This is a genomic window from Kouleothrix sp. 19917 (assembly GCF_057073505.1).
Genome location: NZ_CP097099.1, coordinates 1,321,409 through 1,347,224, shown reverse-complemented (window position 1 = coordinate 1,347,224; position 25,816 = coordinate 1,321,409). Strand labels below are relative to the sequence as shown.

The 25,816-nt window shown below is 63.6% G+C and carries 21 protein-coding genes; 19 read left to right on the top strand and 2 right to left on the bottom strand.

From position 1 onward, the window contains the following. Positions 1-21 precede the first annotated feature (21 nt). Positions 22-834, top strand: coding sequence for an alpha/beta fold hydrolase (locus tag M1P90_RS05260; RefSeq protein ID WP_483701604.1), 813 nt, complete (start codon positions 22-24; stop codon positions 832-834). A gap of 7 nt (positions 835-841) precedes the next feature. Here M1P90_RS05260 and M1P90_RS05255 read toward each other — a convergent pair whose 3' ends face one another. Continuing rightward, complete coding sequence (locus tag M1P90_RS05255) at positions 842-1,318, bottom strand: alpha/beta fold hydrolase (RefSeq protein WP_483701603.1); 477 nt, start codon at positions 1,316-1,318, stop codon at positions 842-844. Positions 1,319-1,828: 510 nt separating this feature from the next. Between M1P90_RS05255 and M1P90_RS05250 the strand changes: the two genes are divergently transcribed. From M1P90_RS05250 to M1P90_RS05225, 6 genes are all read left to right on the top strand, one after another. Further along, complete coding sequence (locus M1P90_RS05250; protein WP_483701602.1) at positions 1,829-2,224, top strand: hypothetical protein; 396 nt, start codon at positions 1,829-1,831, stop codon at positions 2,222-2,224. A gap of 49 nt (positions 2,225-2,273) precedes the next feature. Next, complete coding sequence (locus M1P90_RS05245; RefSeq protein WP_483701601.1) at positions 2,274-3,188, top strand: hypothetical protein; 915 nt, start codon at positions 2,274-2,276, stop codon at positions 3,186-3,188. Further along, positions 3,185-4,738: a tetratricopeptide repeat protein gene (locus M1P90_RS05240; protein WP_483701600.1), complete on the top strand. Its 1,554-nt coding sequence runs from the start codon at positions 3,185-3,187 to the stop codon at positions 4,736-4,738. Before M1P90_RS05245 ends, M1P90_RS05240 begins: the two co-directional genes overlap by 4 nt. Before the next feature lie 561 nt (positions 4,739-5,299). Then, entirely contained in the window at positions 5,300-5,668 is a 369-nt protein-coding gene (locus M1P90_RS05235; RefSeq protein ID WP_483701599.1) for a hypothetical protein, read from the top strand. 114 nt (positions 5,669-5,782) lie between these two features. Further along, entirely contained in the window at positions 5,783-6,283 is a 501-nt protein-coding gene (locus tag M1P90_RS05230) for a transposase (protein ID WP_483701598.1), read from the top strand. 486 nt (positions 6,284-6,769) lie between these two features. Next, the gene (locus tag M1P90_RS05225) at positions 6,770-9,697 is read left to right on the top strand and encodes a M66 family metalloprotease (protein ID WP_483701597.1); all 2,928 of its coding nucleotides are present in this window, start codon (positions 6,770-6,772) and stop codon (positions 9,695-9,697) included. A 266-nt stretch (positions 9,698-9,963) separates the two neighbouring features. On the opposite strand, the gene M1P90_RS05220 is transcribed toward M1P90_RS05225, so the two are convergent. Continuing rightward, positions 9,964-10,758 (bottom strand): alkaline phosphatase family protein, encoded by a 795-nt coding sequence (locus tag M1P90_RS05220; protein ID WP_483701596.1) that lies wholly within the window; start codon positions 10,756-10,758, stop codon positions 9,964-9,966. Between the two features lie 266 nt (positions 10,759-11,024). Between M1P90_RS05220 and M1P90_RS05215 the strand changes: the two genes are divergently transcribed. The 12 genes from M1P90_RS05215 to cimA all read left to right on the top strand — a co-directional run bounded on the left by M1P90_RS05215 (position 11,025) and on the right by cimA (position 25,797). After that, positions 11,025-12,164: an App1 family protein gene (locus M1P90_RS05215; RefSeq protein WP_483701595.1), complete on the top strand. Its 1,140-nt coding sequence runs from the start codon at positions 11,025-11,027 to the stop codon at positions 12,162-12,164. Between the two features lie 35 nt (positions 12,165-12,199). After that, entirely contained in the window at positions 12,200-12,877 is a 678-nt protein-coding gene (ung, locus tag M1P90_RS05210; RefSeq protein ID WP_483701594.1) for a uracil-DNA glycosylase, read from the top strand. Between the two features lie 16 nt (positions 12,878-12,893). Then, on the top strand, positions 12,894-13,538 hold the full coding sequence (locus M1P90_RS05205; protein ID WP_483701593.1) for a class I SAM-dependent methyltransferase: 645 nt from the start codon (positions 12,894-12,896) through the stop codon (positions 13,536-13,538). 12 nt (positions 13,539-13,550) lie between these two features. After that, positions 13,551-14,693, top strand: a complete 1,143-nt coding sequence (locus tag M1P90_RS05200) for an MGDG synthase family glycosyltransferase (RefSeq protein WP_483701592.1) — start codon at positions 13,551-13,553, stop codon at positions 14,691-14,693. A gap of 644 nt (positions 14,694-15,337) precedes the next feature. Continuing rightward, on the top strand, positions 15,338-17,023 hold the full coding sequence (gene ilvD, locus M1P90_RS05195) for a dihydroxy-acid dehydratase (RefSeq protein WP_483701591.1): 1,686 nt from the start codon (positions 15,338-15,340) through the stop codon (positions 17,021-17,023). Between the two features lie 276 nt (positions 17,024-17,299). After that, the gene (gene ilvB, locus M1P90_RS05190; protein ID WP_483701590.1) at positions 17,300-19,033 is read left to right on the top strand and encodes a biosynthetic-type acetolactate synthase large subunit; all 1,734 of its coding nucleotides are present in this window, start codon (positions 17,300-17,302) and stop codon (positions 19,031-19,033) included. Between the two features lie 96 nt (positions 19,034-19,129). Further along, positions 19,130-19,681, top strand: coding sequence for an acetolactate synthase small subunit (gene ilvN / locus M1P90_RS05185; RefSeq protein WP_483701589.1), 552 nt, complete (start codon positions 19,130-19,132; stop codon positions 19,679-19,681). A gap of 105 nt (positions 19,682-19,786) precedes the next feature. Then, entirely contained in the window at positions 19,787-20,809 is a 1,023-nt protein-coding gene (ilvC, locus tag M1P90_RS05180; RefSeq protein ID WP_483701588.1) for a ketol-acid reductoisomerase, read from the top strand. 59 nt (positions 20,810-20,868) lie between these two features. After that, on the top strand, positions 20,869-21,345 hold the full coding sequence (locus M1P90_RS05175; protein WP_483701587.1) for a four helix bundle protein: 477 nt from the start codon (positions 20,869-20,871) through the stop codon (positions 21,343-21,345). A 61-nt stretch (positions 21,346-21,406) separates the two neighbouring features. Further along, positions 21,407-23,077 carry a 2-isopropylmalate synthase gene (locus tag M1P90_RS05170; RefSeq protein WP_483701586.1) on the top strand — a complete coding sequence of 557 codons (1,671 nt, stop codon included), beginning with the start codon at positions 21,407-21,409 and terminating at the stop codon, positions 23,075-23,077. A gap of 85 nt (positions 23,078-23,162) precedes the next feature. Then, positions 23,163-24,029: a prephenate dehydratase gene (gene pheA, locus M1P90_RS05165; protein WP_483701585.1), complete on the top strand. Its 867-nt coding sequence runs from the start codon at positions 23,163-23,165 to the stop codon at positions 24,027-24,029. Positions 24,030-24,210: 181 nt separating this feature from the next. Further along, a complete protein-coding gene (gene cimA, locus M1P90_RS05160) occupies positions 24,211-25,797 on the top strand; it encodes a citramalate synthase (protein WP_483701584.1) in 1,587 nt (528 codons plus the stop codon). Positions 25,798-25,816: the final 19 nt, after the last annotated feature.

The window sequence follows — 25,816 nt, the reverse complement described above, 5'->3', positions numbered from 1 at the left end:
CGCAATGCAGCCGGGGAACCCATGCTCTACGATCGCCTGCCACGCACATGTGCGCCTTTTGGCGCTGAACAGATTGCCTATGCCACGCTGGGCGCAGGCCCGGCGGTGCTGCTGCTGCACGGGCTGGGCGGCAGCGCCGACTTCTGGCGCCCGCTGGCCGACGACCTGGCCAGCCGCTACACACTGATCATTCCCGATCTGCTGGGCTTCGGCTTTTCTTCCAAGCCCAGCGAGGGCTATGCGCTGCACCGGCACGTCGCCGCCGTTGCGGCAGTGCTGCGCCACAGCGGGCACGCGCACGCTCGGGCAGTGGTGGGGCATTCGTGCGGCGGCGTGGTGGCGCTGGGGCTGCTGGCCAGCGGGCTGCTGCGCGCCGAGCGGCTGGCGCTCGCGGCCACGCCCTTTCCCTCGCCGCGCTTCCCGCTGCGCGACGAGCTGCTGACACACTGGTACGACCGCACCATGCTGACGTGGCAGCCCGCCGCGCAACTCATCCACCACGCGCTGATGTTCGCCTGGCCCGCGCTGCAACACCTGGGCGTGCCGCCCGCGCTGCGGGGCGCGTGGGCCGGCTATATGGACCACACCATACCGAGCTATGCGGGAACGGCGAACGGCTGCATTTTCGAGGCGAACATCGACCCGCTGCTGCCCTACCTGCCCCTGATACCCACGCTTCTTCTTTACAGCCAAAGCGACCAGACTGTGCCTGCAATACATGGCGCTCGGCTGCGCGGCGCGCTGCCCGCAAGCCAGCTGGAATGGCTGGCTGGCAACCACTACGCCGTGCTGACGGATGGGCACGCCCGGCTGACCGCGTGGCTGGACGCATAGCCCGCAGCTACTCGCCGGCCAGCGCGCCCCAGTCGATTGTTTCGGCAGTGGCATGCAGGCGATGGTCGTCGCCGACTTCGTGGAAGGCCAGGTTGCGAAAGGCGCGCTCGGCCACCGCGCGCACCGGCGCGAGCGGCACCACGGTATCGCCTGTGCCGTGGTAGATCACCGTCGGCACGTCGAGTGGCGCGGCCGGCACATCGGCGAACTCGGGCTGGCTAATTGCCGGCGCAAGCAGCACCAGCCGGTGCACACGGGCCGGGTTTGCCCGCGCCCACAGGGCCGCCATCAGCCCGCCCATGCTCGACCCGATCAGCACCCAGTCGTTCACGCCGACCAGCAGCGGCTCGAGCTGGGCCATGCGCTCGCCCAGCGTGCCGGTGAAATCGGGAACCAGCGCATCCGGGCGCACGGCGCGCAGCAGCGAGGCCTTGTAGGTACGGCTGCTGCTGTCTTGCCCGTGGATGAAAATCACGTGTGGCATGGTGCTCCTCGTTCGGCGGACACATAGGTCATGCGGGCGGACACATAGGTCATGCGGGCGGACACATAGGTCATGCGGGCGGACACATAGGTCCGCCCGGACTGCGTTGCTTCAGCGAATTGTGCCGAGCATCACCGTACTTGTGCCGAGCTTCGTGCGCTCCTGCCGAAGCATAATGCACTCCTGCCGAGCTTCGTGCGCTCCTGCCGAAGCATAATGCACTCCTGCCGAGCTTCGTGCGCTCCTGCCGAAGCATAATACTACTGTGCCGTACTATACGCGTCCGGGCGGACCTATGTGTCTGCCCAAGTGCACTATACGCGTCCGGGCCGACCTACGTGTCCGCCCAATTGCACTATACGCGTCCGGGCGGACCTATGTGTCCGCCCACGCAACCTACATGCCCGCCCAGCGCAATTATACGCCACCTGCGCCCGCTGTGGTATACTCACCCTAACGCCCAACATCCTGTGCCGCCCACCATGCGGCGCAGCGCAATTCGAGAACGCCATGAGCGACGACGCAATTCGCGCATTGCAGACCGAGCTAGCTATGTACCAGCGCCGGCTGGCCGTGCTGCACACCCAGATCGCGCAGTTTGGCAGCGCGCACGCCCCCGCCGACAAAATCCTTGAGCGCGACGAAGCCCGCGCCGAGATTGCGCGCCTCGCTGCCGAATTGCGGGCGCGCGGCGTGCCAGTGGACGAAACACCCGGCGCAGTACCTTCTGCGGCAGCGCCGCCCGCGCCAGCGCCCGCCCCGCAGATCGGCCAGGCCGAGATTGCGTCGATTATCAACCTGCCGGGCGCGAACTTTGCTGGCGCGCAGGGTATCAGCATCACGGGCGTGCAGGTAGGCGCGCGCACCCCGCCCGCGCCGCCGCCGCCCGACAATCCCGAAGAATAAATTTCGCCGCCGCTGCTATTCGCCGCTTTTGAGAACAACAACACACGTTATGATCGAGCCGCACATTACCCCCGACAAGTTTATCGACCGTGAGTTCGAGCAGGAACTGTTTGAGAAACTATTAGCCCTGCGCGACGACGCACGCGTGCTGGCAATTCGTGGCGGCGGCGGCATGGGCAAAAGCAGCCTGCTCGCCAAGTTCCTGTACCGCTGCCGAACTGTGCCCCCGCGCATCGCCGTCGCCCTTGCCCCGCTCGACCAGCTGCCCGATGCGTCGCCGCTCGCGCTGATCCGCGAGATCGTGCGCCAGCTCACGCGGATGCATGTCGATTTCACGGCATTTCAGCAGAACGAAACCGCGCGCATGGCCGGCGATTTCCCGTCCATCCGCGCTTTTATGGATTTCGAGCGCGCCAGCTTCAGCGGTGCCCGCGACATCCATATTCGCGGCGTGAATGTCGAGCGCGCCGAGCGCGTGTCAATCAGCGCAGCAATTACCAAGCTCACCGACGAGCAGGATAACATCGCGCAGGAAGCCTCGGTCAGCGCGTTTTTTGCCGACCTGGCGCGCCACTGTGCCGCCGCCCCGGCCGTGATCATGCTCGACGCCTACGACCGCTGCGCGCCGTCGCTGCAACGCTGGCTGCTCGAACACTTTCTTGAAGCACTATGCTTTGATCGCGACAAACGCCCGTCGCAGCTGATTGTGGTGCTGGCGGGCCGCGAGCTGCCAGTATTTACACATTATTTGCCGCCGCAGGAATGCGAGAATATGTTGCGCTCGGTGCAGCAGATGAGCACCTGGGAGCGCCGGCACGTCGAGGAGTGTTTGCGCGTGCACGGCTTTGAATACACGCCTGAGGATGTCGATAGCTTTTACCGATTTGTGCAGCGGGGCTTGCCGCCATCGCAAGTGGTGCAGGCGATCGAGTCGATGCAGATGGCGCAGCGAGGCCGCCAATGAGCAATATGCCACCCAACAGCCCGAACGACGCGGCCGCCGCAGCCATGGCCGCGCTGCTGGCCAGTGACGCCTCGCCCGAAGAGTTCACACGCCGCCTGCTGGCGATCAACATCGAGCAGGCCCGCGCGCTCGACGCCGAGCTGCCCGAGCTGCTGCGCGCCTGCGCCATCCCGCGCCAGTTCGACGCCGACATCATTGGCGTGCTGCGCGACGCCCCCGACGACATGGCGCGCAACGAGGCGCTGCTGGAACAGATCAGGAGCTTCAGCTTTGTCAAACCGCACGCGGGCGGCGGCTACGTGTTCCACGACAATGTGCGCGACGTGCTGCTGGAAGAATGGCGTGCCGCGCCGGGCGATAGGTATGCTGCGCTAACACAGCGCCTGGCTGCGCTCTACCTGCGACGTGGCAAAGAAGCCTTGGAAGCGGAAGGGTATGAAACTGCGCTGGCCGCCTATAGCGCGGCGATTGAGCTTGCGCCGGAGAATGGCGAGGCGTATAAGGGGCGAAGCGTGGCGCATTTTCGGCTCAACGATTACCCTTCAGCGCTGGCCGACCTCAATCGCGCCGTCGAGCTTCTACCTGAGAACGGCTATATCTATAATTGGAGAAGTCTGACGCACTACCAACTCAAGAACTATCCTTCCGCGCTGGCCGACCTCACCCTCGCCATCGAAATTCAGCCTAACCAGTACGTCCATTATCTAGGGCGCGGTCGAACGCACTACATACTCAAAGACTACCCTTCAGCGCTGGCCGACTTCACCCGCGCCATCGAGCTTCAGCCTGAGAATGGCTATAACCACTATTGGCGCGGACTTACATACTATCAACTTAATGAATATCCTTCGGCACTCTCTGACCTCACCCGCGCCGTTGAGCTTCAGCCTGATGTTGGCTATAATTACCATCAACGCGGTCTGGCATACTACGAACTCAAAGACTACCCCTCCGCGCTGCTTGACTTCTCCCGGGCCATCGAACTTCAGCCTGATGATGGAGATAGATATTATTGGCGCGGCCTGACGTACTATCGACTCAACGACTACCCCGCCGCTCTGGCCGATTTCACACGCGCCGTCGAACTTCAGCCTGACGATGGCTACAACCACTACTGGCGCGGGCTTACAAACTACCAACTTAATGACTACCTCTCCGCGCTGGCCGATCTCAACCGCGCCATCGAGCTTGAACCTGAGGATGGCTATAACCACTTCTGGCGCGGCGTAATTCTGGCCGCGCTCGGCCAAGTGGCCGAAAGCGAAGCAGCGTTCCAGCGCGCCACAGAACTTGTCGCTGCCAAACTCGACGATATACAACCACCACGATTGCTTGCGCGCCTGGCGCTGCTCGCCGGCGATCAGGAAGCAGCCGACGCGCACTACCGCGAGATGATGCAGCGCGAGCCGGGCGCTGGCAGGCTCAGCCGCGAGATCGCAACGCTGGAAAGCATCGCACGCGCCTTCCCCGCCAACGCCGCGCTTGTCGCCGCACAGGCGTGGCTGGCGGCACGGCTGGCGGAGGTGGAGGGCGCGGGGGTGGAGGGATAGAGTTTGTGGGGGTGCGTGGGGTTTGAGGGCCGACACGCAGGTCATGCGGGCCGACACGCAGGTCATGCGGGCCGACACGTAGGCCATGCGGGCCGACACGTAGGCCATGCGGGCCGACACGCAGGTCATGCGGGCCGACACGCAGGTCATGCGGGCCGACACATAGGCCATGCGGGCCGACATGCAGGCCATGCGGGCCGACACGTAGGTCATGCGGGCCGACACGCAGGTCGGCCCGGACATACATAGATTATTCGGTGGACGCATAGATCCGCCTGGATGTATCAATGTTGTACACAGCAAGTACAGCGAAAACATGGATACGCCTCGCATCACAGCGCTAACGCCGGTCCGGGCGGACCTATGTGTAGTCCGGGCGGACCTATGTGTCCGCCCCCACCGCTAAACCTCGCCCCGCAACGCAAACAATCACAACCATTTTGGCACAAAAAAGAATACGAACATCTATCGTAATTGTGACCCAACGCTGATACACTCGGTCGCAGAGAAGCCACCTGGCGTCTCACATCGTTCTACAACAACGCACAAAGGAGTACGTCTATGGCAATGGACGAAACGCGCCACCCCGGCAACGAGCGCATCTACAGCGACCTTGAGGTGCTGCGCGCAATCCTCAACCTGCGCGACTACCAGCCGATCAACCCCGCCTACAGCGCCGAGGCGCTCAGCGCGCTTGCGGCAGCGCTTGCCAGCGCCGAGCAAGCCGAGCAGCTCGCCGAAACGACCTACGCCAGCGCGCGCGACACCAAGATCGACGCCGCCTGGGCCTTGCACAACGCCATCCTCGCGGCGAAGACGCAAGTAATCGCGCAGTACGGCCCCAACTCGAACGAAGTCGAATCGCTGGGGTTGAAGAAGAAATCTGCGCGCCGCCGGCCTCTGCGCCGCAGCTCCAGCGCCTCATCCTAACCAGCAAAACCCCGCCCATACCCACCAACGCAGTTCGGGCGGACCTATGTGTCGCAGTTCGGGCGGACCTATGTGTCCGCCCACACAACCTACTTTTCCGCGCCGAGATCTCCTATGCAACACCGCCCTCGCCGCTCGTGGCGCCTCGCCGGCTACGACTATACCTGCGCCGGCACATACTTCATCACCGTCTGCCTGCAACGGCGCGCGCCGATCTTCGGGCGCATCAGCGACGGCGAGCTCCAGCACACCCCGGCGGGCCAGATGGTTGCGCACTGGTGGCGCGAAGTCGCCTGCGCATTCCCGAGCGTTGCGCTCGGCACCTATGTCGTCATGCCCGACCATCTGCACGCCATCATCACGCTTGGCGCGGGCGTGCCAGCAGACAATGCGAACCCACCCAGCCTCAGCAAAATCATGCAGTGGTTCAAAACCATGACCACCAACATGTACATTCGCGGCGTCAGGCAGGAAGGCTGGCCCACCTTCGAGCGGCGGCTGTGGGAGCGCAGCTACTACGACCACATCATCCGCAACGACGCCGCGCACCGCCGCATTCGCCGCTATATCAAGCACAACCCCGCGCAATGGTGGCAACGCTACGGCGACTACTAACGCACCCCACTCCTCCCATTTCTCCGCACAGATAAGCAAAATTACGTATTCTCTTCCCCCGCATCTCGTGATATGCTACGCCTCGTAATAGTACTAAGCGGAAAGTAAATACGAGCAGCGCAGAGCATATTCCCCTCCTGCTTCACAGCCACGGCCCGCGCTCTGCGCGCGAACGAAATTGGTGACGCACATCGGGTTTGTTGCGTGCCGCTTTGCCAGCACGCGCAACGAGCAACGATTGTTCGCAGCATTGCCTTGCCCAAGAGGATTGGCCCAGCCGTGCCCACATCGTCGCCGCGGCGCACACGCGCCGGGTGCTCTTTCGTATGCCCTTTTCGGCCGGAACCATGGAGCGCAGGAGGAATTGCGATGGCGTAGAGCGAATGAACTGGCATTTGGATCACCAGGGCATGGTGATAGTTGTCGATGGGCGGTTTTGGCCTGGCTCTGATTCCAGTTAGTGCTCGAACAGCGAAAGAGGCACCCATGAACCCACGCTACCCGCGCTGGCTCGCAGGACTGTTGGCATTCCTTTTCCCGATCATGGCATCCAGTGCGATGCTGGCGCAAACGCAGGCGCAGCCGCAGCGTGTGTTTGCGCCTGCGAATGTCGCGCGAACACGCCCCGCCGGCAAACCGCGCAGCACCGTCTCGGCGCAATCAGGCGCGCTCGCCGCAAACGCCTCTGCCTCGATGACGGAAAATTTCGAAGGCGCGTGGCCCTCGGCCGGCTGGACCTTGCAGGACTACGGCACCAGCGGCGGCGAATATCTGTTTGGCAAGCGCGACTGCAACCCGCAAAGCGGCAACTTCGCCGCTTGGGGCGGTGGCGGCGGCGCCGATGGCGCTGGCCTGGCCTGCGACGCCAAATATGCGAATAGTGTCTACACTCTGGCCACCTACGGCCCGTTCGATCTGACCAGCGCGGCCAGCTCGATCGTAAACTTCTCCTTCACCGGGGCCAGCGAGAAAGACTACGATACCCTCTTTGTCGCCACCTCAATCGACGACTACTACTACTGCGGCGGCTCGTACAGCGGGGATTTTTCTGCGGGCTATGTGCAGGGAACGCTCGACCTCAGCAACCTGAGCTGCCCCGGCCAGCCTTCCTCGATGCTGGGCCGCACGAATGTGACAATCGCGCTCTTCTTTATCAGCGACGAATCGTTCAACAATATCGGCTTCACCGTCGATAACATTACGCTGGCAACCCGGCAGAACGCGCCAACGGCGACGAGCACGCGCACAAACACCCCTACCGGCGTGCCAACCAGCACACCCACCGACACACCCACTGACACGCCCACCGGCCCGACCGACACGCCCACCGACACGCCCACCGGCCCGACCGACACACCCACCGACGTTCCAACCAACACGCCCACCGACGTTCCGACCAGTACGCCAACAAACATCCCAACCAGCACGCCCACCGATCCGCCGGCACCGCCTGCGCTCAACCTGACAGTGAGCCGCATTGATACCAGCCAGGCCGTGCAAACCACCAGCAACAGCGTGCCACTGGTTGCTGGCCGGCCAGCAATTGCCCGCGTCAGCGTTGGCGTGCAGAATAGCACCGAGCCAGTGCTGGGCGTTACTGGCCGCCTGCACGGCGTGCGCGATGGCGTCGAGCTGCCGAACTCGCCGCTCGCACCATTCAACAACGGCGGCAGCATTGTTGCGCCGCTCACGCAGAATCGCGAAAACTTCGGCAGCACGCTGAACTTCCAGATCCCGGCCGATTGGACCACGGGCGGGCGGCTGGTGCTGTGGGCCGAAGTCAACCCCAACCGCACGATTGGCGAGGGCAACTACAACGACAATCGCAGTGCCGATCAGGCGCTCGCCTTTGTCACTGTGCCGACCTTGCAGGTCATGCTGGTGCCAATCGCCTACCAGCCGAATGGCGCTGGGCCCGTTATGCGGCCCGATCTGACGCAGAACACGCAGGGCCTGACGAACCTGCAAAACCTCTACCCAATTGCCGACGTGCAAACCACGCTGCACAACGAATACCTCTTCCGTGGCGTGCTGAGCGGGAATGGCTGGAGCCAGCTGCTGAATGAGATCACGGCCGTGCGCAATCGCGAGCTTGGCGGCGCGGCGCGCACATCCAAGGTTGTGTACTATGGCGTGGTGCCACAGGCCGCCGTCGCCGGGCTGTCGTCCTTCACCGCTGGCATCGGCTGGGTTGGCGGCAACATCCTCACCAGCGTTGGCCTCGAAGAGTCGGTGGGCGTTGCCGCGCACGAGATCGGGCACAACCTGGGCCTGAACCACGCGCCCTGTGGCGTGGCCGGCGACCCGAACTACCCCTTCGCTGACGCGCGCATTGGCGACGTGGGTGTGGACGTCTACACCCGCGAGTTCCACGCCTCTGCCGAAAAAGATTTCATGAGCTACTGCGAGCCGATCTGGGTGTCGGCCTTCCACTACCTGCGCATGATGCGCGTGCTTGCGCCAGGAACCGCAGCAGTGCGCGCGCCCGCTGGGCTCACCGACGGCATGCTGGTGTCGGGCAATATCTACAGCGACACACTAACCGCCCAGCTGAGCTCCAGCGTGCCGCTCTCGACAACCGAAACCCTGCCGGCCGGCGGCGATGGCGATTACCGCATTGAGCTGCGCAACCCCAGCGGCGCCGTGGCCTACAGCCGCGCATTCACTCCGCCCGCGATCGATTCGCACACCAACGCAGCCGACTACGGCTTTAGCTTTGTGGTGCCGCAGATCGATAATCTTGCGCGCATTCAGCTGTGGAAAGGCAACACCCTGCTCAAAGAGCAGCGCGCCTCGAACGTTCAGCCCACACTCACCGCAACCGTTCGCGACTCGGCCGGCGCGCTGGCGGTGAACTGGCAGGCATCCAGCCCGGATGGCGCGCCCGTGACCGTGTCGCTGCGCTACAGCGCCGACAATGGCTTGTCGTGGCGCGTGCTGGCGCTGAAAGAAACCGGCAGCAGCTTTACAATCGACAAGCGCAACCTGCCGGGCGGCATCGGTGGGAAACTCGAGGTCATTGCCGAAAATACCACCCGCTCGCGCACCGTCGGGCTGGATGTTGGCATCATTGGCAACAAGCTGCCGGTGCTCAGTATCGCGGGTGGCTCGAGTGTCCAGCAGTATCGCGGGCAGGCACTGCTGCTGCAAGCCCTGGCGCTCGATCTCGAAGATGGCTTCCTGCAGGGCAATAGCCTGGTATGGACCGACGACAAGGGGCAAACGCTCGGCACGGGCGAAACGCTGTCGCTGCCGGCGGGGCTGCCGCTTGGCAGGCACAGCATCACGCTCACCGCAACCGACAGCGACGGTGGCGTAACCAGCGACACCGTGACGGTGACAGTGATTCAGCCGCCGCCAGTTTCGCTCCAGAAGTTCTACTCGATGTTCCTGCCAATGGCGCGCGGGCGCTAGTGCATTTTCGATTTACGATTTTGGATTTACGATTGTGCTCAACCAGATATCGATGCAGAATCAGCACAAGTGAAAGCCGCACAAGTCATTTGGAAATGCGCTGGTGCGCTGGCAGCGCAGGGGATGGGAGATGGGGAATGGGGTTTGGTGATGAGAATGCCGAGATTCGTCCCTGTTTTCCCATCGCCGTCTTGAAAATCCGCTAGTTCCATGCCAAAAGACACGCGGGCGAGACGTGAAATCTCGCCCGCGTGTCTTTTGGCAGGCTATGCGCTGGTCGGTGCCTCGGCAAAAATCTCTTCCACGCAGCGCCCTTCCCACTCGTGGTGCGGCGCAAGCCCCAGCAGCCGCGCGAGCGTCGGCGCGGTGTCGAGCAGGCTCACTGGCGCGGCAATCGTATGGTCGGCGCGAATGCCCGGCCCGGCCGCCAGCCACGGGATCGTCATGTCCTCGGGCGTGTCGGTGCCGTGGTTGCGCTCGTGCCCGCCGTGGTCGCTTTGCAGAAGGTACGTCGTGTCGGCGGGCAGCGCAGCGAGCACCACGCCCAGCGCCTTATCTACAGTCGCGATCTGCGTCATATAGCCTTCCGAGAGCCAGCCATAGTAGTGCCCGGCCGTGTCGACTGTGCCGAAGTAGATAAACGCGAAATCGTAGCCGCCACCCGGCAGCGCGCGCGCCGCCTCAGCCGCCACAATATCATCGCCGTCGGCCTGGTAGGCGGTGTTGGAGAACAGCGACAGCGCCAGGCTGCCCGGCCGGCCAATGTCGCGCAGCTCTTCCCAGTTGTACACGAACGCGCTGCGCTTGCCCGCCGCCTTCGCCACCTCGAACAGCCCCGGCAGCGGGCGGGCCAGCGGCACCCACTGGTTGCTGGTAATGCCGTGGCGCGCTGGCGGCACGCTATGGAAAATGGATGTGTGACAGGGCAGCGTCACCGAGGGCATCACGCTGCGCGCCTGCAAGGTCGACGCGCCACGCGCAATCAGGCCCTTCAGGTTCGGGCAATCGGCCGGCGCGATCGCATCGGGGCGCAAGCCATCGATCAGAATAAAAACGATCATATCAGGTGCCTCCGCTATAAACCCGCGAACTGCGCCAATCATACACGAAATCGCCCAAACTTCTTACAAAGCTGGTGCACAGGGCAACGTCAAAGTTAGTATGGGAATTACATCTATACACAGATGACGCAGATTACGCAGATTATAGACACCATATCCGTGTCATCTGTGCCATCTGTGGATGTATGTTGGCAACTTGGCGTACCCCCTGGTCGAGCCACACGTCCACGCCAAAGTTTGGTATCATGGCGGCAGGGAGGAACGCCATGCCCGATTGGAAAAGCTGGATCGCTGCTGCGGCCGGCCTTGCCGAAGAACAGATCGACACGCTCAAGCGCCGCCTCGACGCGCGCATTGGCAGCGAGCCGCTTCACATCGCCGCCTACGACGGCTTTGGCACGCCCGAGCGCCTTGCGCTCACCGGGCGCGTGCTCGAAGCGCCGGGCCTGCGCGCGCCCGCAGAAGACGATTCCGTGTGGCGCAACCTGGCCAACATGTATCGCCGCTTCGAAAGCGACGAGATCGCGGGCGCGCGCGTGCGTGCCCACATTGGCGGCGCAACCTACGAAACCCGCGCCGACGACGAAGGCTTTTTCGCATTTACGCTCGCGCCGGCCGAGCCGCTGCCCACCACGCAGCTCTGGCACGCCGTCGCGCTTGAACTGCTCGACCCGCTACCGGCGGGCGGCGAGCCGGTGCGCGCCAGTGGCCGCGTGCTGGTGCCGCCAGCGGGAGCGCGCTTTGGCGTGATCAGCGACATCGACGACACCGTGATTCGCACCGACGCCACCAGCCTGCTCGGCACCTTCCGCAGCACCATGCTGGCGAATGCGCGCACGCGCCTGCCCTTCCCCGGCGTTGCCGCGCTGTACCGTGCGCTCCATGGCGCGGGCACAAACCCGCTCTTCTATGTGTCGAGCAGCCCGTGGAATATCTACGACATGCTGAGCGACGTGCTGGCGATCCGGGGCATCCCGGCCGGGCCGCTGCTGCTGCGCAACTGGGGGCTTGAGCGCCGGCTGGAGCTGGCCTTCCGCCACCATGATCACAAGTTCGCCGCAATCAGCCGCATTCTCGAAACCTACCCGCAGCTGCCATTCCTGCTGATTGGCGACAGCGGCCAGGAAGACCCCGAGATTTATCGTGAAGTGGTCGCGCGCTTTCCCGGCCGCATTCTTGCAGTCTACATCCGCAATGTCACAAGCGCGAGCGCGCCGCGCACCGCCGCCATCCAGGCGCTCGCGCAGGAGCTTGCTACCAGCGGCAGCACGCTCATCCTGGCCGACGACACGCTTGGCGCGGCACGCCACGCCCACGCCATGGGCTGGGTCAGTGACGCCGAGCTGGATGAGGTGGCCGCCGCCGTTGCGGGCGAGCAGGCCGCGCCCGCCGAGCCGGCTGGCTAAGCGCTGGCACATCCGCACCACCGAAAGGAGTGACTATGGCGCCCACTATTCCGCTGGCCTGGCAGCCAATCCTGGCCGAAGAAACCGCCAAGCCCTACTACGCCCGCCTGCAAGCGTTTGTCGATGCCGAGCGCGCCGCACACACGGTGTTCCCGCCCGAGCCGGATGTTTTCAACGCCCTGCTGCTCACGCCCTTCGAGCGCGTCAGCGTGCTGCTGCTCGGCCAGGACCCATACCACGACGACGGGCAGGCGCACGGCCTGTGCTTCTCGGTGCAGCCCGGCATCAGCACGCCGCCCTCGCTGGTCAACATCTATAAAGAGCTGCGCGACGACGTGGGCTTCCGCATCCCAAACAACGGCTATCTGGTAAAATGGGCCGAGCAGGGCATCCTGATGCTCAACGCCGTGCTGACGGTGCGCGCGCACCAGCCGAACTCGCACAAAAACAAGGGCTGGGAAACCTTCACCGACGCAGTTATTCGCGCAGTGAATGCGAAGGACGAACCGGTGGTGTTTGTGCTTTGGGGTGGCTATGCGCAGAAAAAACTCAAGCTAATCGACACCGAGCGCCACACCGTCATCCAATCCGCCCACCCGTCGCCGCTGTCGGCGCGCAACGGCTTTTTCGGCAGCCGCCCATTTTCGCAGATCAATGCCGCGCTCAGCGCCGCCGGTCGCCCGCCGATCGACTGGCAGATCGCCGATTTGTAGCACGAAAGGGCACGCCATGGACTGCTGCCAGTGTCGCGGCATCGAGTCGCTCTTCGACAAGAAGGAAGCCGAGCGCAAACTGCACGAATATCAGCGCAGCGGGCCGGCGCGCAGCACACGCATGCTGCTCGACGCGCTGCTTGGTGAAGGGGTGCGCGGCGCCAGCCTGCTCGACATTGGCGGCGGCATTGGCGCGATTCAGCACGAGCTGGCGAAATCCGGCGTCGACCACGTCACCGATGTGGATGCCTCCAGCGCCTACCTTGCCGCCGCACAGGGCGAGGCCGCCCGGCAGGGCTACCGCGAGCGCGGCGAGTATATTCACGGCAACTTTGTCGAGCTTGCCCCGGCGCTGCCGCCCGCCGAGATCGTCACACTCGACCGGGTGCTGTGCTGCTACCACGACATGCCGGCACTCGTGCGTGGCTCGGTCGCCAAGGCCGAGCGCCTGTATGGCCTGGTCTACCCGCGCGATGGCTGGTGGGTGCGCGCCGGCATCGCCGCAATCAATCTGTCGCTCAAGGTGCAGCGCAACGCCTTTCGCGTTTTTGCGCACCCCAGCGCCGCCGTCGAAAACATCATTCGCGCGCACGGCTTTGAACGCCGCCAGCATCGCACCGCCGGCTTCTGGCAGGTGGTGCTTTACGCCCGCTCTCGCTGAAAGGAACCCTGCATGCCCCGATATCTCATCCTCCACGCCAGCGTCGGCAGTGGGCACCGCAGCGCCGCACACGCCCTTGCCGACGCGCTTGAGCGCCTGCCCGACAGCGAGGTGCGCATTGAAGACACGCTCGACTACGCCAGCCCGATCTTCAGCACCGCCTACGCCCGTTCCTACCTCGAGCTGTCGCAGCGCGCGCCCCTGCTCTGGCAAATGTTCTATGAATCGACCGACAACAGCGACGTCGAGTGGGCGCCAATCCGCGACCGCGTGCGCGGGCTGGTGGCCGAGCTGGCCGTCAACAAGCTGAAAGACCTCATCCGCCAGTACGCGCCCGCCGCGATCATCTGCACCCACTTCCTGCCGGCTGAGCTGCTGGTGCGCCTGAAGCTCGATGGCGATATGCGTGTGCCGACCTACACGGTGATTACCGACCACGCCGTGCACAGCCAGTGGATCACGCCCGGCGTCGACGGCTATTTTGTGGCGAGCGATTTCCCCTGCAAGCTCATGGTCGAGCGCGGCGTGCCAGCGGCGATTATTCATGTCACGGGCATTCCCGTCAACCCGGCGATTGCCGAGCCCAAAGAGCCGCACGCCATGCGCGCGCTGCACAACCTGCCGATCGATGGCCCGGTGATCAGCCTGTTTGGCGGCGGCCTGGTGCCCAAGCGCGCGCGCCGCATTGTGGAAGGGCTCACCGCGCTTGAGACGCCCGGCATGCTGGTGGTGGTGGCCGGGCGCAATGCCGAGCTGCCCGCCGCGCTTGAGGGCCTGGGCGATGGCGCGCAGATGCGCCTGCGCGTGCTCCAGCAGATTGATTATGTCGACGACCTGGTGGCAGCCAGCGACCTTGCGATCACCAAAGCCGGCGGCCTGATCGTCAGCGAGGTGCTGGCGCGCGGCACGCCCATGGTCATTATCGACCCGATCCCCGGCCAGGAGGAATGGAACGCCGACTTCATTGTGAGCAGCGGCGCGGGCGTGCAGCTGCGCCTGGTCGAGTGGGTGCCGTGGACGATCGAGCAACTGCTGGCCGCGCCCGAGCGGGTGGCAGGGCTGCGCGAGCGCGCCCAGGCGGCGGGCCGCCCCAACGCCGCCCGCGACATCGCCGAGCGCGTGGCGCACGATCTGCGCAGCGGCCGGCACGCCTGATGTTGCGCTGCGCCAACTCGTTTGATCACTTGTGGATTCCTACTTGACAGCCTGCGCAGTGATCGAGTATACTCACGCCAGTTCGGTTGTACGAAATGACACAAATTCTATGACGCGCACAAACCACAGCCTCCTCCTATCCCTGGTACTTGTAGCCCTGATTATTATCACGGGTCTATAACTGCTTGGGGGGAAGCAAGGTCAGCGCAGCGTAAGTCAACTGTCAGGCCCCTCCAAGCGCGGAGGGGCCTTTCGATTACACACAGGGTGAAGCAAGCGGCGCTGCGAGCTTCGCCCGGCCAGCCGAAAGCGACAGCTATGATCAACCAACTCAAGAAACTGCTGGAGCAACTCTTGACACCGCAGCGCCCGGCGCCGGTACCCGTGCCCATACCGGTTCGCACGCCGCCACGTCGCACGCGCTAGTCGCGTCGGTTCCTTGCCCCTCCCCTGCCGATGCCGGCCGGGACGCCAGCTGCGAGCACTGCCGCCCGCATCACAACTGAAAGCACTGTTTCTTTTCAGCGCCGCGCCTGGCCCAAACGCCATCGCTGCCCACACCACCGCCGCGCTGCTGCATGAGACCACGGGGTCGTTCCAAGCCTGGGCTTGCTCTGGAAGCATGCCCACAGGAGAGCTTTGCTATGCGTTCCGATACCATCAAGCGCGGGTTCGAGCGCGCGCCCCACCGCAGCTTGCTGCGCGCCACCGGCCAGATCCGCGACGAGGCCGATTTCGAAAAGCCGTTTATTGCGATCTGCAACTCCTACGTCGACATTATTCCCGGCCACGTCCACCTGCAGGAGTTCGGGCGCGTGGTGAAAGAAGCCGTGCGCGCAGCCGGCGGCGTGCCGTTCGAGTTCAACACCATTGGCGTCGATGACGGTATTGTGATGGGCCACGAAGGCATGCGCTACTCGCTCCCTTCGCGCGAACTGATCGCCGACTCGGTCGAGACAATGGCGGCCTCGCACTGCTTCGACGCGATGATCTGCATCCCGAACTGCGACAAGATCACGCCGGGCATGCTGATGGGCGCGGCGCGCGTGAACATCCCGACGATCTTTATCTCGGGCGGGCCAATGCTGGCCGGGCAGGATGAATCGGGCACCAAGAGTGATCTGATCACTGTGTTCGAGGCGGTGGGCAAACACGCCGCCGGAAAAATGTCCGACGCGCAGCTGCTCAAGCTCGAACAGATCAGCTGCCCGACCTGCGGCAGTTGCAGCGGCATGTTCACCGCAAACTCGATGAACTGCCTCTGCGAAGCCCTCGGTATCGCCCTCCCGAACAACGGAACCCTCCCCGCAGTTTCCCCCGAACGCCACGAACTCGCCAAGAAAGCCGCCACGCAGATTATGGCGCTGGTGGAACGCGGCATCCGCTTCCGCGACATTGTCACCGCCGAGGCGATTGACAACGCCATGGCGCTCGACGTCGCGATGGGCGGATCGACCAACACGGTGCTCCACGTGCTGGCGCTGGCCCGCGAAACCGGCCTCGACTACCCGGTGGCGCGCTTCAACGAGGTCTCCGACCGCACGCCGCACCTGGCGAAAGTTTCGCCGGCGTGGGACGGGCCGAAGCAGTGGCACATTCAGGATGTTCACGCGGCTGGCGGCGTGCAGGCGATTCTGGCCGAGCTGGCACAGCGCCCGGGCGTGCTCAAGCTCGACGCGGCGACCGTGACGGGCCGCACCATGGGTGAGAACCTCGAGCACGCCGAGCGGCGCGGCGACGAGTGCATCCGCCCGGTTGACAACCCGCACTCGCAGCGCGGCGCGCTCAGCGCCCTGTTCGGCAACCTGGCCCCCGAAGGCGCGATCATCAAAGTCGGCGCGGTCGACCAGCACGAGATGCATTTCCGCGGCCCGGCGCGCGTGTTCGACAGCGAAGAAGCGGCCACCAACGCCGTGGTGAATGGCAAGATCAACCCGGGCGACGTGATTATCGTGCGCTACGAAGGCCCGCGCGGCGGCCCCGGCATGCGCGAAATGCTCGCGCTGACCAGCATGGTCAAGGGCATCCCCGAGCTGAGCAGCACCACCGCGCTGATCACCGACGGGCGCTTTTCGGGCGGCACGCGCGGCCTGTGCATCGGGCACGTTTCGCCCGAAGCAGCCGAGGGCGGGCCGATCGGCCTGATCAACGACGGCGATATGGTCAACATCGACCTGAGCGCCCGCACGCTCACCATGGACGTATCGGACGAAGAGCTGGCCGCGCGCAAAACCGGCTGGACGCACCCGGCACCGAAATACCAGCGCGGCTGGCTGGCGCGCTACACAAAACTGGTCACCAACGCAAGCAACGGCGCGATCCTGGAGTAGCACGTAGCGTGGCGACGTAGCCGACGTAGTAAGGGCGAAGCATTCGCCCTCGGATGGATCGACGCAGGGACGTCGTAAGGGCGAAGCATTCGCCCCCACTTGAAAACTCGTTTTCGGGTTGAGAGCGAATGCTTCGCCCCAACACAGCAAACGCGACGAACGCGACGAACACATCGCCCCAACATGGCACACGACCGTAAGGGCACAGCAGCTACATACGCAAACTAGGCGAGGCAGCTTTTCTTGCTGCTGCGCCCCAACAGGAGCAGAAACTACATGTCAGAACAGCGAACCGGCGCACAGATCATGTGCGAGGCCCTGATCCGCGAAGGTGTCGATGTGATGTTCGGCATCCCGGGCGGCGCGATCATGCCCTTCTATTATGCGATGTGGGAATACCGCGACCAGCTCCACCATGTCCTGTGCCGGCACGAGCAGGGCGCCGGCCACGCCGCCGAGGGCTACGCCCGCGCGACGGGCCGGGTGGGCGTGTGCATCGGCACCAGCGGCCCCGGCACCACCAACCTCGTCACGCCAATTGCCGACGCGATGATGGACAGCACGCCGCTGCTGGCGATCACCGGCCAGGTGTTCAGCCACCTGCTCGGCAAGGACGCTTTTCAGGAAACCGACATTGTTGGCATCACCATGCCGATCACCAAGCATAACTACCTGGTGAAGGATGTCAACGAGCTGCCGTATGTGTTCAAGGAAGCCATCCACATCGCCACCACGGGCCGCCCCGGTCCGGTGCTGGTCGACATCACCAAGGACGCGATGCTGGCGAAGATCGTGCCGAACTGGAATGTCAAGCTGCACCTGCCGGGCTACAAGCCGAACTATGTCGGCAATCGCAAGCAGGTGCGCGAGGCCATCCGCATGCTGATGCAGGCCAAGAAGCCGCTGATCATGGCCGGCAACGGCGTGATTCAGTCGGGCGCGACCGAGGAGCTGCGCCAGTTTGCCGAAGAGCTGCACATCCCGGTGATCACGACGCTGCACGGTCTGGGCGCGATGGCCGAAGATCACCCGCTGAACCTCGGCATGCCCGGCATGCACGGCTGGGTGCATGTCAACAAGGCCATTCAGGAATGCGACGTGCTGTTCAACATTGGCGGGCGCTTCGACGACCGTGTGACGGGCAAGGCCAGCACCTTTGCGCCGCACGCCAAGGTCATTCACGTCGACATCGACCCGAGCGAGATTGGCAAGAACGTCAAGGTGGCGCTGCCGATTGTCGGCGATGCGCGCCAGGTGCTGCAAACCCTGCTCGACGAGCTGCCCGGCGATGCGGAGTTTACCGAGCTGTACAAGAACACCGGCGATTGGATCGAGCATATTCGCGAGATGCAGGGCAAGCACCAGGGCAAGCAGCAGTACTTCAACCGGCCCGACACGGCCGCGATGATGCCGCACGACGTCTACGCCGCTTTCACGAAAATGGTGAACGAGCGCGGCAACTACCGCGTCGTGACCGACGTGGGCCAGCACCAGATGTGGGCCGCGCAGTTGATCGACTGGTATCGGCCGCGCACGCACATCACCTCGGGCGGCGCGGGCACGATGGGCTTTGCGGTGCCGGCGGCCATGGGCGTGGCGAAAGCCTACCCGAACGAGACGGTCTGGGCGATCTGCGGCGATGGCGGCTTCCAGATGACCAACCAGGAAATGCAGACCATCATGCAGGAAGGCCTGAACAACGTCAAAGTCGCGGTCATCAACAACGGCTACCTCGGCATGGTGCGCCAGTGGCAGGAGCTGTTCGAGGGCAAGCGCTACAGCGGCACGCCGCTGAGTGGCCCGAACTTCCAGAAGCTGGCCGAGGCCTATGGCTGGAAGGGCATCACCGTCGAGCGGATCGAGGACATCGAGGCCGCGATTGAGGAAGCCTACGCCACCGACGGCCCGGTGCTGATCGACTTCCGCGTGGAGCGGGAGGTGAATGTGTGGCCGATGGTGCCGCAGGGCAAGAGCATTGGCGAGACGATTACCGACGCGTCGCAGGTGTAAAACGCAGTCGACAGTCAGCAGTCGGCAGTTTGCATTGCAATGCGAGCATCGCCGACTGCTGACTGCTAACTGCCAACTGTAAACGAGGAGCAACCCTTGAAGGTCAACAAACACACAATCGTCGCGCTGGTGCAAGATCGGCCGGGCGTGCTGAATCGCGCGGTCAGCCTGTTCCGCCGGCGCGGCTTCAATATCGAGAGCCTGGCCGTGGGCCATAGCGAAACGCCGGGCATCAGCCGCCTGACGCTGGTGGTCGAATCGGAAGAGGTGGAGCAGGTCACCAAGCAGCTCTACCGACTGATTGAGGTTTTGAAAGTCAGCGATGTCACGCACGACCCGACAGTTGAGCGCGAGATGGTGCTGGTGAAAATCCACGCGCCTTCCGCCAGCCGCCCCGAGATCGTGGCGCTGACAGGTGTGTTCGACGCAAAGATCGTCGATGTGGGCTACAACACCATGATCATCGAGATGACCGGCACGCCGTCGAAGGTTGAAAACTTTGTCGAGGTCATTCGCCCGTTCGGCGTCAAGGAAATGATGCGTACCGGGCGCATCGCAATGGTGCGTGGCGCGCATTCGCACCAAGCGCCAGCCGAGGCTGCCGAAAACGGCAACGGCCACGGAGTAGCCGAGGCTATTCTTAATTAAATAGAACCAAGAACCAAGAACCGAGAAACGCAACCGCGCAATCTCGGTTCTTAGTTCTTGGCTCTCGGTTCTTCCTGCAGAGTCTATATAGTATATGAGGAGATCATGGCAGAACTTTTCTACGACAACAACGCCGACCTCGACCGCCTGAAGGGCCGCCCGATTGCGGTGATCGGCTTTGGCAGCCAGGGCCACGCCCACGCAATGAACCTGAAGGAGAGCGGTCTGGATGTGCGCGTTGGCCTGTATGAAGGCTCGAAGAGCCGCGCCAAGGCCGAAGCCGCTGGCCTCAAGGTGATGTCGGTGGCGGATGCCGCCAAGGAAGCCCAGGTCATCATGATCGTCACGCCCGACACCGGCCAGGCCGCGCTGTACCGCGACCATATTGCGCCGAACCTGACGGCGGGCAAGACGCTGATGTTCGCGCATGGCTTCAACATCCGCTACGGCCAGATCGTGCCGCCCAAGGACGTCGACGTGAGCATGATCGCGCCCAAGGCCCCCGGCCACCGCGTGCGCGAGGTCTATACCCAGGGCGGCGGCGTGCCGGCACTGGTGGCGGTGCACCAGGATGCCTCGGGCCACGCCATGGAAGACGCGCTGGCCTATGGCAAGGGCATTGGCTCGACCAAGGCGGGCGTGTTGAAGACGACCTTCGCCGAAGAAACCGAGACCGACCTGTTTGGCGAGCAGAGCGTGCTCTGTGGCGGCGTGTCGGCGCTGGTGAAAGCCGGCTTCGAGACGCTGGTCGAGGCGGGCTACCAGCCCGAGGTGGCCTACTTCGAGTGCATGCACGAGCTGAAGCTGATCGTCGACCTGTTCTACCAGGGCGGCCTGAACTACATGCGCTACTCGGTCTCGGACACAGCCGAGTGGGGCGATTATGTGGCCGGCAACCAGATCATCAACGACCAGACGCGCGCGGCCATGAAGCAGCTGCTGGCGAACATCCAGAGCGGCGCATTCGCCGAAGACTGGATCGAAGAAAACCACAATGGCCGGCCGCGCTTCAATGCCGCCCGCACCGCCGACGTCGATCACCAGATCGAGCAGGTTGGCCGCGATCTGCGCCGGATGATGCCGTTCGTCGGCCCGAAGGAAGTGATCCCCGGGCAGGGCGGAGCGTAGCCGAGAACCGCAGAATCGCAGAACTACGGAACTACAGAACCAACGGCGGCGAGAAGCGTGTGGGTAACAATTACAATTATCGCAATTTGATTCTGTGGCAGCGGGCTCAAACGCTTGCAGCTCAGGTGATCGAGAAAGTGCAGCAACTGCCAAACCAATGGGGTAACGCAGTTGTCGCCCGGCAAGTTATTGCATCGGTCACATCAATCAGTGCGAATATTGCAGAAGGACACGCACGCTTCACCCCCGGTGCTCATCGCAATCACCTTTCCATTGCAAAAGGTTCAGCGGCCGAAACGGATAGCTGGCTCGATCTATTGCGTCGACTCGGTCATCTTTCTGAGCAAGACGAAGCAGCGATGCACCATGAATGCTTGTGGATCATGAGTTCGCTCACAAGTAAAATTCACGATCTTGAGCAGTACGAGAAGCAAAAACGTCCCCCGCTTAAAGAACACCGCGAGACGTACACCGTTTCAGACGGAGTGGACGACTCAGAGCCAGTCTGGCCTTTTGGTGATAATGATTATCTTTAGTCAAGCGAGTTCTGTAGTTCTGTAGTTCTGCGGTTCTCAGTTCTAACAGGAGTATAGCGATATGGAATCTCACGTAACCGACCACGTACGCATTTTCGATACAACGCTGCGCGATGGCGAGCAGGCCCCCGGCTGCACCATGACCAAGGACGAGAAGCTGGAAGTTGCGCGCCAGCTTGGCCGCCTGGGCGTCGATATTATTGAGGCAGGGTTTCCGGCTGCCTCGCCCGGCGACTGGGACGCGGTGAACGCGATTGCGCACGAAGTTGGCACCGCCGATGGCCCGATGATCTGCGGCCTGGCGCGCGCCAACAAAGACGATATCGACAAGTGCTGGAGCGCGATTGAGCCGGCCGCCAAGAAGCGCATCCACACATTTATGTCAACATCTGACATTCACCTTGAGCACCAGTTCCGCAAGAGTCGCGGGGAAGCGATCGAGCTGATTGGCGAAATGGTAACCTACGCGCGCAGCCTGTGCGACGATGTCGAGTTTTCGCCCATGGACGCCGGCCGCTCCGACCCGCAGTTCCTCTATCAGGTGCTGAAAGTCGCGATTGAGTGCGGCGCCACCACGCTGAACATCCCCGACACGGTCGGCTACACCACGCCCGAAGAATATTACGCGATGATCGACGGCATCCGCCGCAACGTGCCGGGCGCCGACAACGTGATCATCTCGACCCACTGCCACGACGACCTGGGCATGGCGGTGGCGAACTCGCTGGCCGGCGTGCGCGGGGGCGCGCGCCAGATCGAGTGCACGATCAACGGCATTGGCGAGCGCGCCGGCAACGCTTCGCTCGAAGAAGTGGTGATGGCGCTCCATACGCGCAAAGAGTTTTTTGGCATCGAGACGCAGATCAACACACGTGAGCTGGCGCGCGCCTCGCGGCTGGTTTCGGCCTGCACCGGCGTGCATGTGCCGCCGAACAAGGCAATTGTTGGCGCGAACGCCTTTGCTCACGAGTCCGGCATTCACCAGGATGGCGTGCTGAAGAACCGCCAGACCTACGAAATTATGAGCGCCGAGACGGTGGGCCTGGATGGCAACGCGCTGATCCTCGGCAAGCACTCCGGCCGCCACGCCTTCCGCAAGCATCTGGAGGGCATGGGCTACACGCTCAGCGACGACGAGTTCCGCCATGTGTTCACGCGCTTCAAGGAGCTGGCCGACAAGAAGAAGCTGGTGGACGACCGCGACATCGAGGCGCTGATTGCGGGCGAGGCCCAGCGCACCATCGCGATCTACACGCTCGACTATGTGCAGGTTTTCTGCGGCACCGACGTCATCCCCACGGCGACCGTGCGCATGCGCGGCCCCGGCGGCGAAACGCATACCGAGTCGGCGCAGGGCACCGGCCCGGTTGACGCGGTCTGCCAGGCGATCAACAAGATCGTTGGCGAGCCGGGCGAGCTGGTCGAGTTTGCGGTGAATGCGATCACCGAGGGCATCAACGCCACCGCCGAAGTGACCATCCGCGTGCAGGAATATGGCACGCGCGCTGCCGAAGCCGAGGGCAACAAGCCCGAGCGGGGCCGCCAGCCGCGCGTGTTCAGCGGCTATGGCGTGAACACCGACACGGTGGTTGCAGCCGGCGAGGCCTACGTTGGCGCGCTGAACAAGCTGTTCTACGCCCGCCAGGAGCGCCAGCGCGCCCGCGCGCAGCAGGAATCGCCGCTGGAAGCCGTCGATCTGTTCGGCAACAGCATGCTGGGCAAAGCCGACTAGTTAGTGCTGAGTTTTGAGTGCTGAGTGTTGAATTGCTTGCTGGCTCATTCAACACTCGAAACTCAAAACTCAAAACTCGGAACGCATGACAACAATCGCGTACCTTGGCCCGGCCGGCACGTTCAGCGAAGAAGCTGCGATGGCCCATGGCGGCCCCGACGCTTCCTACCTCCCGCTGAATAGCATGCCGGCCGTGGTGACGGCGGTGGAGACGGGCGCGGCGACGGGCGGCGTGCTGCCGGTTGAAAATGTGCTTGAGGGCAGCGTGCCCACGACCCTCGACCTGCTGATCCACGAGACCGACCTGCGCATCAGCGGCGAGATCGTCATCCCAATCACGCAATATCTGGTGGCGCGGCCGGGCATCAGCCTGCCGCAGATCGGCGTGCTCTACGGCCACCCGCAGTCGCTTGGGCAGTGCCGCAAGTTCATCGAGCGCTGCCTGCCGAATGTCGCCACCGTGGCCTCGCTTTCGAACAGCGCCGCGCCCGCCGAGGCACTGGCCGACGAGCGGCCCGCCGCGGCGATTAGCACGCTGCGCGCGGCGCACCTGACCGGCGCGCACATTCTTGCCAGCGCAATCAACGACCGCGCCGACAATGTGACGCGCTTTATTGCGCTGGGCCGCGCCGACCACGCGCCCACCGGCGACGACAAAACCAGCCTGTGCTTTGGCTTTGCCGAAGATCGCGCCGGCATTCTGGTGGAAACGTTGCAGGAGCTGGCGCGCGACAACATCAACATGACCAAGCTCGAGTCGCGGCCAAGCAAGGCCACGCTGGGCGAGTACATTTTTCTTGTGGATATCAACGGCCATCGCGAAGAGCCGCACGTTGCCGCCCTGCTTGAGCGCATCCGCGCAAAAACCGGGCTGTTCAAGGTGTTTGGCTCGTACCCGTGCTGGCGCGGCGGCCAGAAGACCAAGGACGAAGGACGAAAGACGAAAGAATAACGCCCTTCGTCATTCGTCATCCGTCCTTCGTCATTGTATCAACCCAATGAGAGTTTTCTTCATGAACAAACAGGTGCTGCCGGCAGTCGCTCTTCGTGAGCGGCTGCCCGCCATTCGGGGCTGCTAGCTGGTTGTATTCGCCCCTGACGATAAGATACCGACAACACACAAGGAGCTAGCAGTGCAAGTTCTTCTTTACGATACCACCCTGCGCGACGGCACCCAACGCGAGGGCCTGTCGCTTTCGGCCGACGACAAAGTGAAAATCGCGCGCGAGCTGGATCAGCTTGGCATTCACTATATCGAAGGCGGCTGGCCCGGCTCGAACCCGAAGGACGCCGAGTTCTTCCAGAAGATCCAGAATGTCGAGCTGAAGAACGCCCGGGTCACCGCGTTTGGCAGCACACGCCACGCCAAAAACACCTGCGCCGACGACCCGAACATTCGGGCGCTGGTGGAGGCCAATACGCCCGTGGTGACGCTGGTGGGCAAAAGCTCGGTGCTGCATGTCGAAAAGGTGCTGGAAACCACGCTGGAAGAAAACCTGCGCATGATTGGCGATAGCGTGGCCTACTTCCGCGACATGGGCAAGGAAGTTGTCTACGACGCCGAGCACTTCTTCGACGGCTACAAGCTCGACGCCGAGTACGCGCTTGAAACGATCATTGCGGCGGCGCGCGCGGGCGCGGGCTGCCTGACGCTGTGCGACACCAATGGCGGCTCGCTGCCGCAGGAGGTCGAGCTGGCGGTGAAGACCGTGCGCGAGCAACTGCGCGCCGAAGGGCTGGAGCCGCAGCTTGGCATCCACACCCACAATGACGGCGCGCTGGCGGTGGCGAATGCCATGGCCGCAGTGAACGCCGGCTGCGTGCAGGTGCAGGGCACAATCAACGGCTATGGCGAGCGCTGTGGCAACATGGACCTCATTCCGCTGGTGGCGAACCTGCAGCTCAAGCAGGGCTACGAGTGCGTCGCGCCCGAGCAGCTCAAGCGGCTGAGCGAGGTTTCGCACGTCGTCGCGGCGATTGCCAACATCAACCCCGACACACACGCGCCGTATGTTGGGCGCAGCGCCTTTGCGCACAAAGGCGGCATCCATGTCGCCGCAATCGCCAAGGTCGCCGCGAGCTACCAGCACATCGAGCCCGAGCTGGTGGGCAACGAGCTGCGCGTGGTGGTGAGCGAGCTGGCCGGGCGCGGCAATGTGCGCATGCGCGCCGAGGCGATGGGCCTGGAGCTGAACGGCAACGAGCGGGCGGTGCTGCAGCGCATCAAGGAGCTGGAAAGTGGCGGCTTCCAGTTCGAAGCGGCGGAAGGCTCGTTTGAAATGCTGGTGCGCCGCGCCTCGGCCGACTACCAGCCGCCCTTTGAGCTGCTCGATTTTACTGTGATTGTCGAGAAGCGCGGCGGCAATGGCGTGATGTCGCAGGCCACCGTCAAGCTGCGCGTGAATGGCGAGGTGATGCACACGGCCGCCGAGGGCGACGGCCCGGTGAACGCGCTCGACGGCGCGATTCGCAAGGCGCTGCTGCCGCACTACCCCGAGCTGGCCGAAGTGCATCTGGTCGACTACAAGGTGCGGATTGTGGACGAGCACCTCGGCACCGCCGCCAAGCCCCGCGTGCTGATCGAGTCGGCGCGTGGCGAGGAGCGCTGGAGCACGGTTGGCTGCTCGGAAAACATTATTGAGGCCAGCTGGCAAGCGCTGTGGGACAGCCTGGAGCTGCCGCTGCTGCGGGCGCGGGCCACGACGAAGGTTACACATTAGCAGGTTCGCAGGTCGCTCG

Bases quoted from the DNA above. Each gene is read 5' to 3' on its own strand.
- M1P90_RS05260 (WP_483701604.1), top strand. From the start codon at position 22: ATGCTCTACGATCGCCTGCCACGCACATGTGCGCCTTTTGGCGCTGAA.
- M1P90_RS05255 (WP_483701603.1), bottom strand. From the start codon at position 1,318: ATGCCACACGTGATTTTCATCCACGGGCAAGACAGCAGCAGCCGTACC.
- M1P90_RS05250 (WP_483701602.1), top strand. From the start codon at position 1,829: ATGAGCGACGACGCAATTCGCGCATTGCAGACCGAGCTAGCTATGTAC.
- M1P90_RS05245 (WP_483701601.1), top strand. From the start codon at position 2,274: ATGATCGAGCCGCACATTACCCCCGACAAGTTTATCGACCGTGAGTTC.
- M1P90_RS05240 (WP_483701600.1), top strand. From the start codon at position 3,185: ATGAGCAATATGCCACCCAACAGCCCGAACGACGCGGCCGCCGCAGCC.
- M1P90_RS05235 (WP_483701599.1), top strand. From the start codon at position 5,300: ATGGCAATGGACGAAACGCGCCACCCCGGCAACGAGCGCATCTACAGC.
- M1P90_RS05230 (WP_483701598.1), top strand. From the start codon at position 5,783: ATGCAACACCGCCCTCGCCGCTCGTGGCGCCTCGCCGGCTACGACTAT.
- M1P90_RS05225 (WP_483701597.1), top strand. From the start codon at position 6,770: ATGAACCCACGCTACCCGCGCTGGCTCGCAGGACTGTTGGCATTCCTT.
- M1P90_RS05220 (WP_483701596.1), bottom strand. From the start codon at position 10,758: ATGATCGTTTTTATTCTGATCGATGGCTTGCGCCCCGATGCGATCGCG.
- M1P90_RS05215 (WP_483701595.1), top strand. From the start codon at position 11,025: ATGCCCGATTGGAAAAGCTGGATCGCTGCTGCGGCCGGCCTTGCCGAA.
- ung (WP_483701594.1), top strand. From the start codon at position 12,200: ATGGCGCCCACTATTCCGCTGGCCTGGCAGCCAATCCTGGCCGAAGAA.
- M1P90_RS05205 (WP_483701593.1), top strand. From the start codon at position 12,894: ATGGACTGCTGCCAGTGTCGCGGCATCGAGTCGCTCTTCGACAAGAAG.
- M1P90_RS05200 (WP_483701592.1), top strand. From the start codon at position 13,551: ATGCCCCGATATCTCATCCTCCACGCCAGCGTCGGCAGTGGGCACCGC.
- ilvD (WP_483701591.1), top strand. From the start codon at position 15,338: ATGCGTTCCGATACCATCAAGCGCGGGTTCGAGCGCGCGCCCCACCGC.
- ilvB (WP_483701590.1), top strand. From the start codon at position 17,300: ATGTCAGAACAGCGAACCGGCGCACAGATCATGTGCGAGGCCCTGATC.
- ilvC (WP_483701588.1), top strand. From the start codon at position 19,787: ATGGCAGAACTTTTCTACGACAACAACGCCGACCTCGACCGCCTGAAG.
- M1P90_RS05170 (WP_483701586.1), top strand. From the start codon at position 21,407: ATGGAATCTCACGTAACCGACCACGTACGCATTTTCGATACAACGCTG.
- pheA (WP_483701585.1), top strand. From the start codon at position 23,163: ATGACAACAATCGCGTACCTTGGCCCGGCCGGCACGTTCAGCGAAGAA.